Genomic DNA, 18,756 nt, shown 5'->3' with positions numbered 1-18,756 from the left:
GAATCATTAAATAGTATAAATAGCTGACCAAACTCAGGATATGTATTTTATCGTTAAAAGGGATAATGAAAAGTTATTTTCTGTTTAATTTATTCCTGCTTAATTACCGATAATGGTTAATATTCCTGAAGGAAAGTTAATGCGTAATCATCGCATCAGTTTACAAGACATTGCCACCCTTGCTGGTGTGACCAAGATGACAGTCAGTCGGTATTTGCGAGATTCGCGCCAGGTTAGCTCTGTTACCGGAAAGAAAATAGCAGATGTATTAGAAGAAGTTAATTACGTTCCAAGCCGAGCACCAAATATGTTGCTAAATGCAAAAAGCAGTGCAATTGGTGTGCTGATACCGTCATTTCAGAATATTATATTCTCCGATATTCTTTCGGGTCTGGAATCTATGACCAGTAAAAATGGCTATCAATTATTAATATCTGAATATAATTATTCCAGGGAGGCTGAAGAAAAACAAATCATTAACTTACTATCTTATGATATTGAAGGACTGGTTCTTTCCGAGAAAACTCATACTATGAGAGCGCAAAGTTATTTGCATTCGGCGAAAATACCCATAGTAGAAATTATGGATACACTGGAACCGAAAATTGATATGGAAGTGGGGCTTGATAATAGGATCGCTGCCTTTGAAATGGTGAGTGCCATGATAAGGCGAGGGAAACGCAATATTTATTATTTCAGTTCTCGTGATGACCAACGCGATAATCAGCGTGATATTGGCTACCAGTTGGCTATGAAAACAAATGGTTTGATACCGCGACGTATTTCACCCAATAGCATGTCGTCATTTACATTAGGCTCTACGATGTTAAAGCAGGTCCTACAAGAGGAAATTATTCCTGATGGAATATTCTGCACCAATGATGATATTGCCGTGGGTGTATTACTGGAGTGTCTTAAGTTGGGTATAAGTGTTCCGGATGAAATGGCTATTGCTGGTTTTCATGGTTTAGATATTGGAAAAACGGTCACCCCCTCTTTAGCCAGTGTTATTACACCACGTTTTGCAATAGGTCAAAAGTCAGCCGAACTTATTATTCAGAGAATTAATAATAATTTGGTTGATAACAGCATAGATCTTGGTTTTGAGATTTTCCATGGGGAAACCATATAGTTTCTAACCGTTACATATGAAAATTTAAAATGATTTCTATTAAGATGAGATAACTATGAACTCTACTACTATAAATGTGCTTGTTATTCAGCCATTGATGGATGAATTAGCCAAGCGACTTTCTGATCGTTTTATTTGCCATAATCTTTATGAACACAGGGACATTGATCATTTTCTTTCCCAACATGGAAAAGAAATCCGTGCCGTTGCCACTCGTGGCGATGTAGGGTTGGATGCTGAATTAATGGCAAGACTTCCTAATTTAGAGATTATATCTGTATTTGGTGTAGGCACTGATGGTATTGATCTTAAATCTGCCGCCAAGCGAAATATAATTGTCGCTATAACTTCCGACACATTAACCGATGATGTGGCTGATCTGGCAATGGGATTAGTTATTGCCACATCACGCCAGTTAATTATCCAGGATAAATTCGCGCGTTCTGGGGGATGGCTTACTGCATCCCCCACACTGGCCAGTAAGGTCAGTGGCAAAAAACTGGGAATTGTAGGACTTGGAAAAATCGGTAAAGCCATAGCAAAGCGCGCTGCTGCTTTTGATATGCCAATTGGGTATTGCGATCAGACAGATCAAAAAATTGAAAATTATCATTACTTTCCATCAGTTATCGCGCTGGCGGATTCTTGCGATTTTCTCGTATTGGCATTGCCTGGCGGTGAAGAGAATAAAGGGATGATCAATATAGAGGTTTTACGTGCATTAGGTTCTAAAGGAACGCTGATTAATATTGCGCGCGGCTCTCTGGTCAATGAAGCAGATCTTATTATTGCTCTCAAAGAATGTGCAATAAAAGGTGCCGGATTAGACGTATACGATAACGAACCTTATATCCCTGAAGAATTACTAACATTCGATAATGTCGTTATTACACCTCATATCGCCAGCGCAACCACTGAAACAAGAATAAATATGGCTCGGATTGTTTATGACAATCTTGATAGCTATTTCACCCATGGGAATGCGATTACACCAATAAATTTAAACAAATAACAGTGCAGTCATATTTTTCTCGCTCACTGTCATTATCACGTTGAGGTCGAATATGGACAATCAAACGATACAACCCCATTGGATCCACCGAATTACCCGCCCACAATGGAAAGCCTTCTGGGCAGCCTGGATGGGATATATGCTCGATGGATTTGATTTCGTCATCATTACATTAGTGCTGACGGAAATCATGTCTGAGTTTAATGTTTCCACCGTTGAAGCCGCAGGCTTGGTTTCAGCCGCATTTATTTTGCGCTGGTTCGGGGGTTTAGCATTAGGAGCCATGGGCGATAAATTAGGTCGCAGAAGCGCCATGGTCACCAGTATTGTGCTATTCGCAGGGGGAACCTTAGCTTGCGGCCTGGCCCCTAACTACACCTGGATGTTTATTGCACGAGTGTTAGTCGGTGTAGGTATGGCTGGGGAATATGGCACCAGCTCAGCTTATGTTATTGAAACCTGGCCTAAAGATATGCGTAACAAAGCCAGTGCATTTCTCAACTCAGGGTTTTCTGCCGGCGCAATCCTGTCTGTTTTAGCCTATAGCATCATCGTTCCACTGTGGGGATGGCGGGTACTATTTTATATCGGCATTATCCCTATTTTTTATGCGCTATGGCTGCGGCGCGCGATTCCCGAAGCGGAAGAGTGGGCAAAGAATCGGGAGAAATCTACCAAACCAATATTTACCATGGTCGACCTGCTTTATCGTAACGAAAGTAAATCGACAAGCCTGATGAATATCGTCCTTTCACTGGTTGCGGCTGCTGCTTTATATCTTTGTTTTGATCATGGTACAGCACCAATGATAGTGGCTTTATTAGGTGTAATAACGGCGCTTATATTTGTCTCATTCTTGGTACAAAGCGGTGGAAAACGCTGGCCTACCAGTTTGATGTTAACTGTCATTATTCTGTGCGTATTTTTATATGGTTGGCCAATTCATGCTTTATTACCGACATATTTAAAAACCGAGCTGCATTACTCACCGGAAATAGTCGCATTGGTCTTTTCTTTCAGTCGCTTTGGTATGGGGCTGGGCTGCTGCTTCGCGGGTATTGCTGGGGATCATTTTGGTACGCGAAAAACCTATGTCCTGAGTTTGCTGATTGCACAACTTATTATTATCCCCGTTTTTGCACTTACAGGATCCAGCGTCTGGCTATTATGCATCCTGATATTCCTACAGCAGCTATTTAGCCAGGGTGTAGGGGGATTATTGGCGAAACTGATTAGTGGCTATTTTGATACTGATCAACGAGCTGCCAACCTTGGCTTTATCTACAACATCGGCTCATTAGGTGGAGCATTAGCTCCGGTATTAGGTGCCACTATCGCTCAAAACTTCAGCCTCGGTACGGCACTGAGCGGCTTGTCATTCTCATTAACTTTCGTGGTTATTTTACTCATCGGTTTCGATATGCCTTCACGCCTCCAGCGCTGGCTGAAACCTGAAGCATTACGTTATTACGATGCGGTAGATGGCACTCCTTTGAGCGGTGCATTTACTAAACAAACCACACCAGAACAAATTACTCACGCTGAGCAATTTCAGAAACAACAGTGATTGGAGAAAATAATTATGGCTATCGGTAATCGAGTATTCCTAAAAAGACCTATGGATGCAGCACAATATTTGGCGGCATTTCGCCAATTACCTGCCGCAGTCGTTGCAGATTGTATGAGCCGTCTGCCAGCACTGTCCTCAGATATTCGCCTGATGAGTGCCCCTAAAAAACCAATAATGTGTGGTTTGGCTGTGACAGTAAAAGCCCGTTCTGGCGATAATCTGATGTTACATAAAGCCATGGATATGGCCAAAAAAGATGATGTCATTATTTTATCTAATGAAGGTGATCGCAGTCAGTCCTTAATGGGGGAAGTGATGACCACCTATGCTCGCTACCAAGGGATGGAGGGTATTGTCCTGGACGGCCCAATTCGCGATATTACCGGGATTTCTAAAATGGATTTCCCGTTATATGCCACCGGCCACACACCAGGCGGCCCATTCAAAGATGGTCCAGGAGAAATTAACGTTCCTATTGCTTGCGGTAAAATTCATGTTTGTCCTGGAGATATTGTATTGGGAGACACTGATGGGGTGATTATTATCCCCCGACAGGATGCGGCTCGAATTCTAAAAGAAGCGCAAGATTATCTGTTAGTTGATCTCCATAATTTTGAATTAGCAAAATCCGGTGCACTAAAACGGGCATGGATTGATGAGTTTTTCGAAATGAAAAATGTGGAAGTGATTGACAGTATTTACGAATAACCACGCTACTCATATTGGCCTTGGTTATTTCAACGACCAAGGCCACTTCGAATGATTGACTGGAGATAACAATGATTGTTTCTTCCCTGGCCTCAATAAATGAGCACCCTGAGATGAATACGGGCTTACAACAATGCATTGCACGGATTCTCAGTTTCGATTTGATCCATCTGGCTCCCGGTAGTTATCCAATAGAGGGGGAAATGCTTTCGTTTAAGATAATGGATAGACAACTCACAGCGCCTGAGGATAAGCAGTTTGAAGTTCATCGGCAGTATATTGATATTCATATTCCGCTAAATACCAACGAAGCTATAGGTTATAGCCTACAAAACTCAAATATGGCCTTATCCTCTCCCTTTGATAATCAGAATGATATTGGTTTTTCTGATTCTGAACAAAGCTCTTCCTGGCTAATTTTATCCCCCGGTGACATGGCGATAATCTTCCCACAAGAATGGCACAAGCCTGCCTGTACTCTTCTATCATCACAGTTATTGAGGAAAGTCGTCGCAAAAATTCACCGTTCATACCTACTAAAGTAAAGGCTTCCCCCTAACAATGACCTAAGCACCTTGCGAAACAAGCAGGTGTATTTTATTTTCCATTGTGGCAATATACGTATCATATATGTTTCGTATAGGTGCTTTATGGGAATTGTTAAAATCTCCGATTTAATGCATGAAAATCTGCGTATCGCCAGTAATGCTATGAGCCGGTCAATTAACGCACAAGCCGAGCATTGGCTCAAAATGGGTATGCTGGCCGAACTGTATCCCCAATTGAGCCACCATGAGCTGGCCCGAGCACTGGTTCAGGCTGAATTACAGGGCGGGGCTGACATTGCCAGAATCATCCAGAATGACGCCCATACGTTTAATAAAGAAGAGAATGCGCAATGACAACAGTAAAAATTCACTCACCAGCAGAAATTGAAATGGCGCGAGCCGCAGGCCAAGCCGCCGCGAAAGTGCTGGAAATGATCACACCTTATGTCCGCGCGGGGGTCACAACAAATGAAATTGATCGGTTATGTCACGATTATGTCGTTAACGAACTGAAAGTCATTCCTGCCAATATAGGCTATCACGGCTATGCGCACACCGTCTGTACTTCAGTCAACCATGTGGTTTGCCACGGGATTCCGTCGGATAAAAAACTCAAAAATGGCGATATCGTCAATATTGATGTCGCTATTATTAAAGATGGTTGGTATGGCGATACCAGCAGAATGTACTATGTTGGAGAGCCGTCGGTCAGAGCTAAACGTTTGGTGGATATCACTTATTTATCGATGGTTGCTGGGATTAAGGTGGTACGCCCAGGGGCAACACTCGGGGATATCGGAGCAGCTATTCAACAAGTGGCGGAAGGTGCAGGTTTTTCTGTGGTGAGGGAGTATTGTGGTCACGGCGTGGGTCAGGAATATCATACTGCACCACAAGTCCTGCACTATGGGACGCCAGGGCTCGGTATGCCGCTGAAAGCGGGAATGATTTTCACCATTGAGCCGATGATTAATGCCGGGAAAGCCGCCACCAGTGTCCTGTCTGATGGTTGGACAGTTGTCACCAAAGACCGCTCTCTTTCAGCACAATGGGAACACACTATTGCCGTGACTGACACCGGTTACGACCTGTTGACACCTTGGCCTGAAGGCACCGGAGAATACGCCGCCATTTAGTGACTCAGGCTGCTGACAAAGTTAATTAGCGGGGAAATGGGCTCCTATTCATTTAAAATGTAAGTGCCGTAAGCCGTCGGAGCGCCCATTGATGCAATCGCCCCGCGAGTTTCCGGGCAATAAAATAGCTTTATCGTCAACCTTAACGGTAATAAACCGCGATATGCTGATCTTGCACTTTTTCTATTCTGATTTTTATATCAAAAATGTCTTCCAGGATATCCGGCTGCATTATTTCTTCGGGTGCACCACGATAGATAACAGCACCGTCTTTCATGGCAATGATATGGTCGGAATAGGCAGAAGCAAAATTGATATCATGAATAACCAAAATAATTGTTTTCTTCAATTCATCCGCCGCACGCCGCAATTGCTTCATCATCGCGACACAATGTTTCATGTCCAGATTATTTAATGGCTCATCCAGCAGGATATATTTCGTATCCTGACACAACACCATTGCCACATAAGCACGTTGCCGTTGCCCACCCGACAGTTCATCAAGATAGCGGTCTTTCAGTGGCATTAGATTGAGGAACTCCATCGCCGCATCAATATATTGGCGATCATTTTCATTGAGCCGCCCTTTCGAATAAGGGTAACGGCCAAATCCAACCAAGTCCGAAACTGTCAATCGACTGGTAAAGTGGTTTTCTTGCCGCAGGACTGAAAGGATAGTTGCCAATTTATCCCCAGAGGTTTTGGCAACATCCAGCCCGTTAAACTCAACACGCCCGAGATCTGGCGTCAGTAAACGGCTCATAATCGATAATAACGTCGACTTACCCGCGCCATTTGGCCCGATGATTGACGTTATTCCGCCAGAAGGAATGCTCTCATTTATATTACTGAGTACCGTTGTATTCTGGTATTTCTTATTAATATCCGTTATTTCAATCACACCGGAGCCTTTTTTATTAAAAGATAAATAAACAGCGCGCCACCCACAAACTCAATGACCACGGAGAGCGTTCCCGACATGTTCAGCAAACGTTCGAGGATCAATTGCCCACCGACCAGCGTAATAACCCCCAGCAAAAAGACTCCAGGCAACAAATATTGATGCCGGAATGACCCTACCAACGGGTAAGCCAGATTAGCGATAAGCAGACCTAAAAAGGTTAACGGCCCAACCAGTGCCGTCGATATAGCGACCAGCAATGAGACCAACAGTAAGATAGTGGTGATTTTTTTCTGGTAAGCAACGCCCAGATTAATCGCAGTATTTCTACCCAAAGCGATAATATCGAGGCAATGGCGCATACGCCAAATGGTTATCGCCACGATAATAATTATCCCAGCAGAAAGCGCAATAATCTCCGGCGCAGCACGGGTAAAGGTGGCAAAGACCCTACCCTGCAAAACAGCGAATTCTCCGGGTGAGAGCAGGCGCTGCATCAAGCTGGATAAACTACGGAACAAAGTGCCACACACCAACCCGACCAATAACACCTTGTGCAGATTAATTCCTACTCCGGTCAGTAACCAACGATAAAGAAATACCGAGAACAGCAGCAGCAAAGCCGATTCACAAAGAAACTTTCCTGTTATTCCTAGTACCCTGAACCCATTGGCATCGACAAAAAAGATCAACATGGTTTGGATCAGGATAAACAGCGCCTCAAGTCCCATCACTGATGGCGTCAAAATCCGGTTATTAGTGACCGTTTGGAATAACACGGTGGCAATACCGGCCGCAAAGGCAACTAATACCATCGTGGCTAAAATAAGGCCACGATGCACCAGTACATATTGAATATTGCCTCTAAGATTAATGGTCATGAAAATAACCATTGCGACAAGGGCAATAACACTCAATAACAATAATCGTTTTGCTGGTGAACTTAAGGTTTTGCTTTCCCCATGGGGAAAAGACTGCGGTGAAGAGTACTCATTAGCCTGCATGACGTTTTGTCCTAACAATTAATAATAGGAAAACGAGTGCGCCAATCGCGCCCAGAATAACGCTGGCAGGTATTTCAAACGGATAACTGACTAACCGACCAATAATGTCACATAACACCACCAGACCACCGCCACACAGTGCCACCCAAGGGATGGTTCGGCGTAAATTATCCCCCATCGCCATGCTGACAATATTGGGTACAATTAATCCGAGGAAGGGCAGCACACCGATCACCACCACCACCACGCCACTGATAATGGCAATAATAGACATCCCCATTAGCATGACCCGTTGATAATTCAGGCCTACATTAACCGAGAAATCCCGACCCATACCAGCGACAGTAAAGCGGTCAGCTATCAAGCAAGCAATTAATGTCAATGCACCCACTATCCACAACAATTCATAGCGACCTTGCAATACACCAGAGAAATCACCCGATTCCCAACTGCCTAATGATTGCAGCAGATCAAACTCCATTGCCAGGAAAGTGGTGACTGCGCTAAATACCGCCCCCAGCATAATGCCGGTCAGCGGCACCATCAGCGCCGATTTCATTCTCATTCGTGCCAGCAACAGCATAAAAAGTGCAGTCCCCCCCATGGCAAATAGGGTCGCCACCAACATCTTCACCATTACAGGTGCCGCGGGGCTAAATACCATCACTAGCAATAAGCCGAGGCTTGCCGACTGGGTGGTGCCAGCAATCGAGGGTTCGACAAAGCGGTTCTGAGTGAGCATCTGCATAATAAGGCCTGCAACACTCATAGCACTGCCAGCCAGAACCAAGGCTAATGTTCGCGGCACACGGCTTATCAAAAAGATGTCGCGCATGTCAGGATCTGACCAGACTTCGGACAATGTGACATTCCCAGCACCAATAAATAGGCTGCATGCCATAAGGCCCAGTAAAATAACCAGGCCAGCTATAAAGCTAAGGTTTTTCATTAGTGAGAACTACTGCGCAGCGGTTTGTTTATCCAGCACTGAGCTGATTTTATCCATCAGTTGCATATAACTCTGCACACCACCGGCAATATAGAGCGAGGCAGAATCGAGATAAATCACATGACCGTTTTGCCACGCCTTGGTTTTACGAATCAGTGGGTTATCCAGTATCTGTTGTGCAGACTGGTTTTCAGTACGGCCAATGGCATTATCGCGATCAAGAACGAACAGCCATTCAGGGTTGGCATTAAGGATAAACTCGGAAGTCACCACGTTGCCATGATTGCCGGCTTCAGTGAAGCTGGCCGCAGGAGTGAAGCCTAACTCATCAAAAATAAAGCCAAAACGCGAACCCGGTGTATAGGCCGACATTTTTCCGCCACTGACCATCACCACCATGGCAGAGCCAGCATTAGCTGATTTCTGCTTGATAGCATCTATCTGAGAAGTAAATTTACCCAGCAGTGTTTTCGCCTCTTCTTCTTTACCGAAGATAGATGCTAATTGATCTGTGCGCTGAGTCAGGCTTTGGGTAAAGTGCTTAGGATCGATATCCAGTGCGATAGTTGGGGCAATGGCGCTCAGTTTGTCATAGGCATCTTGAGCACGTCCCCCGGCGATAATCAGGTCTGGTTTAGCCTGACTCAGTGCTTCATAGTCCGGTTCAAATAAGGTGCCCGCATTCAGATATTCTGAACCAGCGTATTTGGATAGAAATTCAGGAAGATGTGTACTGGTTTGGGGAACACCAGCCACTTTGATATTCAGGGCGTCGGCCGTATCCAATACAGAGGGGTTCAGTATGATAACTTTTTGCGGATTAAGTGGAACCTGAGTCGTGCCTTGCGCATGTTCGATACTGATTTTCGATGTTTCTTCAGGGGTTGCCGATGAATTATCACACCCGGTAAGCACAGCAGTAAGTGCCAATAATGATGAAAATAAAGCTAAACGTAATCGCATTTTCTCTCCTGAAAAGTGGGGATGTAGATATCCTTGATTGGGAACGACAATGATTTGCATTACTAATATCAGGATAATACCGATATATGCCTGTTATTAATAGTTTAGGTCGCCGGATCTGCGGATAAATCTTCACTCGGACGAGAAATCAAACCCGTCACTCAAGTTTTTCCGATGAGAGAATAAACTGTAATCAATTGTTTTTATTAAATATAAAATCAAACATTGTACTTGCTGCGCCATGATTTCGCATCGCGCAGAGTTGGTGATTGGTCACTCTGATGATTGGGATAGTTCTAACGCGAAAGTTCTAGCGCGAAACCGCCTCAACTATCGACAGAAAACCATCCGTTTCTATAATGCGGTTTATTCGCAGGTCAGCATCAGCGAGCAATTCTTTCAACTCAGCTTCGGTACGTTCTCTCCCACCATCAAGACATGCCAACATCATAATATCCATGCTTTTGCCATAATGGGGCTGGTTATCTTCCTGAATAAGAGCATCAATAATCAGTACTTTGCCATTGGGCCGCATCGCCTTGCGACAATTTTGCAGTATGACGACTGCCTTTTCATCGGGCCAGTCGTGGATAATATTTTTCAGTAAATAGATATCAGCCACCGGACATGACATGAAGAAATTGCCGGATTGGAGTCTCCAACGTGAATCATCACCCAGCTCGCCCAGACAATTACTGGCCAGCACCGACTCTTGATCGAATAAAATACCGTGCAGGCTGGGGTTTGCCTGTAATACCCGCAGCAGTAATCCCCCTTTTCCTCCCGCTATATCTGCCACAGTTATGTTTTCGGGGAAGTGATAACTGCGCACCAACCCAGGATTCTCCACAGCAGATAACGAAGACATACCGCTGTGGAAATCATAGTCGGAGGCCTGATTCTCTGGCTTTGACCAATACTCAAAAAAAGAAGTACCAAACACCTGATTAAAAGCACAATGACCACGCACACTGTCGGCAACTAAACTCAGCGGGAGCCAGAAAGTTTCATCGGTGATCATCAGTACCGCTTCGCGCAATGAGTGGGGAGAAGATTGGCATAAAAACTCCGCCGCTGGCGTCAGTTCAAATCGCTGCCCGGCTATCTCTTTAAAAATATTCCGAGTCGCCAGTAATCGCAGTACACGATGTAAAGGCAACGCGGCAACATCTATTTTCTCTGCCAATTCTGTTGCTGTTTTTGGCCCGTCTAAAAGATGATCAGCAATACCCAACGCGGCAACGGCTCGCAATGACGCCTGATAGGAAAACCCCGCCACTTGTTCCAAAAGATAAAATGCATTTTTTTCATTTTCAGATGTAAGTGTTTTATTCATTTCCATGATTGCATACCCCTAATAAAACTTTGGACAAACAACATAAATAAACAAGTCACGAGCGAGTACTCAACAAATTAACCAGAAGTGAAAAGCCCGCAAATAATATGCGGGCAGAAAGAAAATTGAGTCTGATACAGGAGAATTTATACCCCAAATAATTCGAGTTGCAGGAAAGCAGCCGACGCACAGGCAGCTGGAACTATAAGGGGTATAAGAATCTCAATATTTAACGAGCAACCGCCTCGACTATCGAGATATAACTGCCCGTGTCTATAATGCGATTTAATTTAAGATCGGCTTTGGCAAGCAACTCTTTAAGCTCAGTCTCGGTGCGTTCTCTGCCGCCATCAAAACTTCCCATCAAGAGAATGTCCATATATTTACCGAAGTGTGGGGCATTACTTTCAGGAATAACGGTCTCCATTATCAGTACTTTCCCATTAGGAAGCATTGCCTTACGGCAGTTATGGAGTATTTCGGCTGTCTTCTCATCTGGCCAGTCATGGGTAATGTATTTTAGTAAATAAATATCTGCCGCAGGGCAGGATTCAAAGAAACTGCCCGGTTGGAGTCTCCAACGAGAATTATCACCCAACTCACCCAGACGATTTTTTTCCAGAACCGGTGCCCGGTCGAATAAAATACCTTTGAGTGTTGGGTTAGCCTGCAATACGGTTAACAGTAACCCTCCTCTTCCCCCCGCGATATCAGCAACAGTGGCATTTTCTGGGAAATGATAACCACGAACCAAAGCGAGGTTTTCCACCACCGACATGGAAGACATACCGGAATGGAAATCATAATCTGGCGTACGAGTCTGGGGTTTTGACCAATATTCGAAGAATGACATGCCATAAACATTTTTAAAGGCGGATTCACCATGAACTTCATCCACCACATTCCCCAACGGCCGCCACATTGTTTCATCGGTTAGCATCAATACCCCGTAGCGCAGTGAAAGCGGATGGGATGTGGATAAAAACTCAGCCGACGGAGTGAGTATAAATCTCTGGCCATCAATTTCTTTAAAGATATCTCTGGTCGCCAGTAGTCGCAGGATGCGATACAAATTCAGCGATTCAACACCAAGTTCCTTACTCAATTGCTGTGCTGTTTTTGGCCCATCAATAAGATGGTCTGCCACCCCCAAAATAGCGGCAGCGCGAAGTGCCGCTTGGTAGGTGAAACCCATTGTTTGGTCTAATAAATATAATGCCGCTTTCTCGCTTTCAGGCGTAAATGTCTTATTAGTTGTCATGCTTATAATACCTCTAATGTAATATTTAATAAGAGTTATAATCGCAACATCCAGACAAAACGTTCAGTCTCATTGAGGCAGAACCTTTGCTCGCATATATAATGGTCGCTTAAAACAAGCACGCCACTCACTAATGTTAAATACATTTAATGTTATTTGTTGTTTTTTATTTACGCCTGGCCGCTGCTGTTTACGTTATAGTTTAATCTCTTCTGTCACTTTTATTATCAACTTGATTTACCTGAATAATCATCTAGATAGGAATTTTATTTAATAAAAACAACACAAAGATATTGATAATATTACTGATAAACTCATTATTAACATTAAAATAACAGACAGAAAAGCATGATTAATATTAAATAATAACCAGGTGAAATATAAACACAAGGTATATAGTTTCTTATGCTTATTATATTGAAAGTAAAAAATCAACAATCCTAATAAATATAATATGTTGCTCAATAATATAATCTCATCATTCTGTGAGAATAACGAAATACGTTAACAAAACTGATCAATACTTAGCTATGTGGATCGATAAAAGTATCAATATGCAGACTTGTGCCCAGACCACTTAACCTGGCAAATAATTTGTCACTTATTACGATAAGCTGCCAAATATCTCATTCAGTTTGATGATTGCCCGAGTGATCTCTTCGTCACTGTATTCGCCCAACCCAAGCAATAGCCCGGAACGACGAATATTTGTGTCATATATAGGGGAAATCGCGCGCACCGATATTCCTGCCGCTGCGCATTTTTGTACCACTTCGCCATCATCCAACCCCTGTTTTAGCCACAAAATCATGTGTATTCCCTGGTCGCAGGGCTGAAGCTCAGCCAGTTCCACGTCAATATGCACTCTGACTGCCTCAAGCAGTCCACTGGCAAATAACCGATGCGCCGGAAAAATATATTAGCGCCATGGTAAAGGCCATTGTCGGAGTGGAAATAGTGATTACAGAGCTTAGCGGCGTGATGAAACTTAGCCAAAATAAGGGCAACGCCGATGCCAGCGGTGCAAGTGAAAATCTAATAAAAAATGGCAATGTCGCTATTGGGCAGGCGATGTTGTCACAACGGTGTGAGCGTTAATTATATGTCCAACGTCGAGTCACCGGGGTGTTATTCACGATATGTATTACCGCTAAAATAGCATCCATTCTTATTTATAATATTTGTGAGTTTTACTGTGCCAGCCCGCTAATTTCGTCATCGGTGGCAGAAATTGCTATCATGGTTGAATCTTGAATGTCGATGGCGACTTTAAAGACACTGATTTTGGTATCGCTCCCGAAGCCGCACATGTGATGTTAACCAGTAGGCTGACATTACACTTTAGCCCGGAGAATCTGCGTTTGAATGTCGGCACTCCGACATCACAGGGCAAACCGGCAAAAATTCTGCAATCCGTTGATAATAAAAGCTCCTGGATATCCTTTATCAAGCCTTGAGCAATTCCTGATTGGAGCCACTCACAAAAATCTGAGACTGACCATGCTGACACTGCTTCATCTGCTTTCATCCGTCGCCCTACTGGTGTGGGGCACACACATCGTCCGCACAGGTATTATGCGGGTTTATGGTGCTGATTTACGCCGAGTCCTGAGCGCCAGTATCCAGAAAAAACCGACGGCATTTATGGCCGGGATTGGCGTCACCGCGCTGGTGCAAAGTAGTAATGCTACGGCGTTGCTGGTGATTTCATTTGTCTCACAGGGGCTGATTTCATTGTCCCCTGCCCTGGTGATTATGTTAGGAGCCGATGTCGGCACTGCACTGATGGCACGGGTGCTGACCTTTGATCTCTCCTGGTTATCGCCACTGCTGATTCTGGGCGGGGTCATTGTCTTCCTTGGGCAGCGCAAAGCGCGTGTGGGCCAGATGGGGCGAGTGTGTATTGGCCTCGGGCTGATTATTCTGGCGCTGCAACTGATTGTCACCGCCGCCGGGCCGATTACACAGGCGACTGCGGTTCAGGCCATTTTTTCCTCCCTGACCGGCGATACCATTCTGGCACTGCTGATTGGCGCGCTGTTTGCCATGATCAGTTATTCCAGTTTAGCTGCCGTGCTGCTGACCGCGACACTCGCCGCTACCGGTCTGGTGCCACTGAATATCGCGCTCTGCATTGTGATTGGTTCAAATCTGGGCAGCGGATTGCTGGCCTTAATCAGTAGCCGTGGGCAGAATGCCGTCTCCCGCCAGGTGGTGTTGGGGAGCTTGCTGTTTAAGGTTATTGGCTGCATTTTGGTGGTTCCCTGGGTCAATGTGTTAGGACAATGGCTAATCGGGCGAAATTTACCTGCCGCCGAAGTGGTCATTTACTTCCACGTTTTCTATAACCTGCTGCGCTGCTTGTTGATGTTGCCATTGGTTGGAGTGATGGCTCGTATTTGTAGCCGGTTGGTCAGTGATGATCCCAATACCGCACAGCCCTCAGCGCCGCGTTATCTCGATATTACCGCTATCGATACTCCGTCACTGGCATTAGCCAATGCAGTACGGGAAACCCTGCGTATGGGGGATGTGCTGGAGCAGATGTTATTTCGCTTTAAAGAAGTGTTGGAAGGCAATAAACAGCAAAAGCATGAAGTCAGCTTGTTGGAAGATGAAGTCGACATGCTGTATAGCGCGATAAAACTGTATTTAGCCCAAATTCAGCAAGATGAATTAGGCGAGATTGATTCACGGCGATGGGCTGAAATCATTGATACCGCAGTCAATCTTCAGCAAGCGGGCGATATTATTGGCCGCATGACCTCGGACGTCGCCGCCAAATCACTCAATGCGCGCAAGCCATTTTCAGCCGAAGGGTTGGAGGAATTAAATACCCTACATGCCCGGTTGGTGACGAATCTGGATTTAGGAATGTCAGTATTTTTATCGCGCGATATTAATAATGCCAAGCGCTTACGCCGCGCCAAACATCGTTTTCGCTTACTAAACCGCCGTTATTCTCATGCTCACGTTGAGCGCTTGCATCAACAAAACGTACTAAGCATCGAGACCAGCAGCCTGCATATGGGGCTATTGGGGGATATGAAGCGCTTGAACTCACTGTTCTGTTCAACGGCATATCATGTATTGGAAGTGCAGGAAGAAGCATTGGATTAAATAACAAGTTGGGGGAGTAAAAACGCTCCCCAAAATTATCTTAGATAAATAATATTAAGAAAATATATCCAAAACAGTTAACCAGCCCAATCGGTCAGAATCTGCTGCGTTGTTTTTACAGTAATACGATTACCCGGAATCGCAAGTTCAGACCAGACTTCATTATGCTGCGCGATAAGTTGCTGGGCTGTGACGTGTTGCCTATCCGCAGTAGTATGAGCATCAGAGGCAATGGTCAGAGCGTATCCCTTGCTGGCTGCAATTTTAACTGTGGTATCAACACAATAATCAGTGGCACAACCGCAGATAGTGAGATGAGTTGCTCCCAATTTGGCAATAACATTATCGAGTGAAGTTCGATAAAACGAATCACAAGCCGTTTTATTTACAGATATTGCGCTTTCCGGGTGATGAAGCTCCGGCAATATCTGCCACAACTCACTCCCCTCGGTCATGTCATCTTCAATATGCTGTATGAAAATAACCTGGTCAGCATGATCTATCAGTTGATTAATACGGGCTACTCTACCTGCGCTATCAAAGCGAGGATTAGCTAAAACGCCATTTTGCATATCAATAACGATAACAACCTTTTCTTTGGTCATAATGACCTCAATATTGAAAGTAAAAGTAGAATCTGAGAAAACAAGTTTCAACGAAAGAGCCGAGTAATCAAAGCAAATTCAGTATTGAGTTGATGGAAAGAACATACTTATCAATAAAAAAATCAGCCGCTAAGCTGATTTTTATTTAATCTTTACCTCAGACTAACTCTAGTCAGGATTATTTCTGCAAATGCAATGTCGTCATACAAGTTTGGCTTTCAGCTTGAGTAGCAAAAGGTGATACCGCTTTGAGGCCTTGATAGCTCACTTCAATCGTCCCTTCTGTATTACGTGGCAACCACACGCCAATAAAACCATTTTGATAGCTGGTCAGGGTATCTTGCAGAATAACTTTCCCGGCTTTATCAGTAATTTTTACATCAAATGGTGTATTCGCTAATTCGCCACGACAGCCAGATAAACTGTGGTTAAAACAGGGGTGGGTTTGGTTTATATAAGGCGCAAATGAGAGATAGAACTTATCCCCCACTGGAAAAGAAAACTGCTGTTGCCCATCTGATAATTTCAACTCAGTCCCTGTCACCGAGGCTGAATAGGCCAAAGGACGCTCTTGTTTAGATTGATCAATAGTATCAATCATCTGTTCAGTGGTTTTTCCAGATAAACCGTGTTGAGCCAAAAACTCTGTTTGTGTCGTCGCTGAGGCGAAATGGCTGAAAGTGACTGCGGCTAAAGCAACCATAGCCAGCCGGGCAGTTGAAGCAAATGTCTTTTTCACTGTCATGGTATCCTTTCAGTAAGAGTAAAATATTAGATATAGATAGGAATAATGACTGATAATCTAAACCCTCCCCTTGGGGGAGGGTCAAAGACAGATTTGAATAGAAAGGTAAGCTATTGTATAGAAATGGATTTTCTTGATCTAAATCAAACTGAAACCGTGATATGCCTCTCAAATAGTTTTAATTAATATCCGGGTGTTGAGCAATCAGATTCTTTCTCTTTTTCTCAAGTTCCGCTATTTGCTGGTCAATATCTTCAATATTCTGTTCGATGTGATCATGATGTTCCTGCAATATCTCTTTGGCTTCGGCTTTATCTGACGCCGCAGGTGTCGCCCCTTTCAATGGCTTATTCGCCGTTTCCTTCATAAATACACCAGTCACCAAACCAATAACCGCTACCACCATCAGATAATAGGCTGGCATAAACAGATTCTGAGTGGTTTCAACCAACCATGCGGCTACTGTCGGTGTCAGACCTGCGACCAATACCGAGATATTAAAGGCGATAGCCAACGCACTGTAGCGAATATGGGTTGGGAACATTGCTGGTAATATCGACGCCATTACACCGGTAAAGCAGTTAAGCAAAATAGCCAAAATCAACAAACCACAAAATATCAAACCAATAATGCCGCTGTTAATAAGGATAAAACTTGGAATGGCTAGAACAAACAGCCCAATACTGCCACAAATAACAAACGGCTTACGGCCAATTCGGTCACTCATTAATCCCATCACCGGTTGGACAAATAACATACCCAGCATGATGGCGATAATAATCAATACGCCGTGGTCTTCTGAATAATGCAGGCTGTGAGACAAATAGCTCGGCATATAGGTCAGAAGCATGTAATAAGTGACATTAGTCGCAATCACCATACCGACACAGATAGTCAGGTTCTTCCACTGTTTAGTCAGAATTTCGCGGAAAGAAACTTTCGGTGGCTGAGCAATATTATGGCGCGAGTCATTATCTATTTTATCGACGTGTTGCTGGAAAGTCGGTGTTTCTTCCAACGCATGGCGCAAATAGATTCCAATAAGCCCTAACGGTGCCGCCACAAAGAACGGAATACGCCATCCCCATTCAAGGAAACTGGCCTCGCCAACAATACTGGATATCAGTAATACAACGCCGGCCCCGAGAACAAAACCGGCAATAGAGCCAAAATCCAGCCAACTGCCAAGGAAACCACGTTTTCTGTCCGGTGAATACTCCGCAACAAAAATAGCTGCGCCGGTATATTCACCACCAACTGAAAAGCCCTGTGCCAATTTTGCTAATAGCAGCAAGATGGGCGCCCAAATACCTATCGAAGCATAAGAGGGAATCAACCCAATACAGAAAGTACTGACCGACATAATAATGATGGTGACTGACAGGACTTTTTGTCGCCCATATTTATCGCCCAATGCACCAAAGAATAGGCCGCCGAGAGGCCGAACCAGGAAAGGAACGGAAAAGGTCGCCAGTGCGGCAATCATCTGAATACCGGGGTCAGCGCCGGGGAAAAACACCTGGCCAAGTGCGAATGCGACAAAACCATAGACACCAAAGTCGAACCACTCCATGGCGTTGCCTAACGCCGCTGCGGTGATAGCTTTCTTTAGTTTGGCATCATCAATGATCGTAATATCATTGATTTGCATAGGTTTAACACTCTTTCTTCGTAGTCCCATTTTTTCTTCCTTAATTCCCAATAGTTCCACTGCAAAGTATGAAAATGAAAAGGCGCAGCAATACCGATTAAAAATTCAAATTTCG

19 protein-coding genes and 2 pseudogenes are annotated in these 18,756 nt (G+C 44.3%); 11 read left to right on the top strand and 10 right to left on the bottom strand.

Going from position 1 to position 18,756, the window contains the following annotated elements; all coding sequences use genetic code 11:
* The first annotated feature begins 139 nt into the window (after window positions 1-139).
* From idnR to map, 7 genes are all read left to right on the top strand, one after another.
* Complete coding sequence (idnR, locus tag FTB31_RS10590; protein ID WP_050077204.1) at window positions 140-1,132, top strand: DNA-binding transcriptional regulator IdnR; 993 nt, start codon at window positions 140-142, stop codon at window positions 1,130-1,132.
* Window positions 1,133-1,187: 55 nt separating this feature from the next.
* On the top strand, window positions 1,188-2,144 hold the full coding sequence (locus tag FTB31_RS10585; RefSeq protein WP_050077202.1) for a 2-hydroxyacid dehydrogenase: 957 nt from the start codon (window positions 1,188-1,190) through the stop codon (window positions 2,142-2,144).
* A gap of 52 nt (window positions 2,145-2,196) precedes the next feature.
* Window positions 2,197-3,711 (top strand): MFS transporter, encoded by a 1,515-nt coding sequence (locus tag FTB31_RS10580; RefSeq protein WP_050077200.1) that lies wholly within the window; start codon window positions 2,197-2,199, stop codon window positions 3,709-3,711.
* A gap of 15 nt (window positions 3,712-3,726) precedes the next feature.
* Window positions 3,727-4,422 carry an RraA family protein gene (locus FTB31_RS10575; RefSeq protein ID WP_077175147.1) on the top strand — a complete coding sequence of 232 codons (696 nt, stop codon included), beginning with the start codon at window positions 3,727-3,729 and terminating at the stop codon, window positions 4,420-4,422.
* 71 nt (window positions 4,423-4,493) lie between these two features.
* The gene (locus tag FTB31_RS10570) at window positions 4,494-4,967 is read left to right on the top strand and encodes a YhcH/YjgK/YiaL family protein (RefSeq protein WP_077175148.1); all 474 of its coding nucleotides are present in this window, start codon (window positions 4,494-4,496) and stop codon (window positions 4,965-4,967) included.
* A 105-nt stretch (window positions 4,968-5,072) separates the two neighbouring features.
* A complete protein-coding gene (locus tag FTB31_RS10565; RefSeq protein WP_050077193.1) occupies window positions 5,073-5,324 on the top strand; it encodes a ParD-like family protein in 252 nt (83 codons plus the stop codon).
* Entirely contained in the window at window positions 5,321-6,106 is a 786-nt protein-coding gene (gene map / locus FTB31_RS10560) for a type I methionyl aminopeptidase (RefSeq protein WP_077175149.1), read from the top strand. The genes FTB31_RS10565 and map overlap by 4 nt, the downstream gene beginning before the upstream one ends.
* Window positions 6,107-6,248: 142 nt before the next feature.
* Here the strand turns inward: map and FTB31_RS10555 are convergent, their stop codons facing one another.
* The 7 genes from FTB31_RS10555 to FTB31_RS10525 form a co-directional block, all read right to left on the bottom strand.
* Window positions 6,249-7,007, bottom strand: coding sequence for an iron ABC transporter ATP-binding protein (locus FTB31_RS10555; protein ID WP_077295323.1), 759 nt, complete (start codon window positions 7,005-7,007; stop codon window positions 6,249-6,251).
* A complete protein-coding gene (locus FTB31_RS10550; RefSeq protein ID WP_077175151.1) occupies window positions 7,004-8,011 on the bottom strand; it encodes an iron chelate uptake ABC transporter family permease subunit in 1,008 nt (335 codons plus the stop codon). The genes FTB31_RS10555 and FTB31_RS10550 overlap by 4 nt, the downstream gene beginning before the upstream one ends.
* Window positions 8,001-8,960 carry an ABC transporter permease gene (locus FTB31_RS10545; RefSeq protein WP_050077188.1) on the bottom strand — a complete coding sequence of 320 codons (960 nt, stop codon included), beginning with the start codon at window positions 8,958-8,960 and terminating at the stop codon, window positions 8,001-8,003. Before FTB31_RS10545 ends, FTB31_RS10550 begins: the two co-directional genes overlap by 11 nt.
* Before the next feature lie 9 nt (window positions 8,961-8,969).
* Window positions 8,970-9,923 (bottom strand): siderophore ABC transporter substrate-binding protein, encoded by a 954-nt coding sequence (locus FTB31_RS10540; RefSeq protein WP_227719446.1) that lies wholly within the window; start codon window positions 9,921-9,923, stop codon window positions 8,970-8,972.
* Window positions 9,924-10,233: 310 nt separating this feature from the next.
* Entirely contained in the window at window positions 10,234-11,265 is a 1,032-nt protein-coding gene (locus FTB31_RS10535; protein WP_077175152.1) for a methyltransferase, read from the bottom strand.
* A gap of 223 nt (window positions 11,266-11,488) precedes the next feature.
* Window positions 11,489-12,520, bottom strand: coding sequence for a methyltransferase (locus tag FTB31_RS10530; protein ID WP_050077184.1), 1,032 nt, complete (start codon window positions 12,518-12,520; stop codon window positions 11,489-11,491).
* A gap of 604 nt (window positions 12,521-13,124) precedes the next feature.
* Entirely contained in the window at window positions 13,125-13,331 is a 207-nt protein-coding gene (locus FTB31_RS10525; RefSeq protein ID WP_227719447.1) for a hypothetical protein, read from the bottom strand.
* A 59-nt stretch (window positions 13,332-13,390) separates the two neighbouring features.
* On the opposite strand from FTB31_RS10525, the pseudogene FTB31_RS21515 reads away from it, so the two are divergent.
* The 4 genes and pseudogenes from FTB31_RS21515 to FTB31_RS10510 all read left to right on the top strand — a co-directional run.
* Window positions 13,391-13,447, top strand: a pseudogene (locus FTB31_RS21515) (hypothetical protein); the annotation flags it as partial.
* A 30-nt stretch (window positions 13,448-13,477) separates the two neighbouring features.
* On the top strand, window positions 13,478-13,618 hold the full coding sequence (locus FTB31_RS21485; RefSeq protein ID WP_230676994.1) for a hypothetical protein: 141 nt from the start codon (window positions 13,478-13,480) through the stop codon (window positions 13,616-13,618).
* 78 nt (window positions 13,619-13,696) lie between these two features.
* Window positions 13,697-13,988 (top strand): annotated as a pseudogene (locus FTB31_RS10515) (hypothetical protein); the annotation flags it as partial.
* A gap of 32 nt (window positions 13,989-14,020) precedes the next feature.
* The gene (locus FTB31_RS10510; RefSeq protein WP_077175153.1) at window positions 14,021-15,640 is read left to right on the top strand and encodes a Na/Pi cotransporter family protein; all 1,620 of its coding nucleotides are present in this window, start codon (window positions 14,021-14,023) and stop codon (window positions 15,638-15,640) included.
* A 77-nt stretch (window positions 15,641-15,717) separates the two neighbouring features.
* Here FTB31_RS10510 and FTB31_RS10505 read toward each other — a convergent pair whose 3' ends face one another.
* The 3 genes from FTB31_RS10505 to proP all read right to left on the bottom strand — a co-directional run bounded on the left by FTB31_RS10505 (window position 15,718) and on the right by proP (window position 18,671).
* Window positions 15,718-16,245 carry an isochorismatase family protein gene (locus FTB31_RS10505; protein WP_227719449.1) on the bottom strand — a complete coding sequence of 176 codons (528 nt, stop codon included), beginning with the start codon at window positions 16,243-16,245 and terminating at the stop codon, window positions 15,718-15,720.
* A 178-nt stretch (window positions 16,246-16,423) separates the two neighbouring features.
* A complete protein-coding gene (gene cueP / locus FTB31_RS10500) occupies window positions 16,424-16,984 on the bottom strand; it encodes a copper-binding periplasmic metallochaperone CueP (RefSeq protein WP_050077256.1) in 561 nt (186 codons plus the stop codon).
* A gap of 184 nt (window positions 16,985-17,168) precedes the next feature.
* A complete protein-coding gene (gene proP, locus FTB31_RS10495; RefSeq protein WP_050077177.1) occupies window positions 17,169-18,671 on the bottom strand; it encodes a glycine betaine/L-proline transporter ProP in 1,503 nt (500 codons plus the stop codon).
* Window positions 18,672-18,756: the final 85 nt, after the last annotated feature.

It is taken from the genome of Yersinia proxima (assembly GCF_902170785.1).
In the GTDB taxonomy this organism is placed as follows: domain Bacteria; phylum Pseudomonadota; class Gammaproteobacteria; order Enterobacterales; family Enterobacteriaceae; genus Yersinia; species Yersinia proxima.
This window is presented reverse-complemented; position numbering and strand designations above follow the sequence as displayed.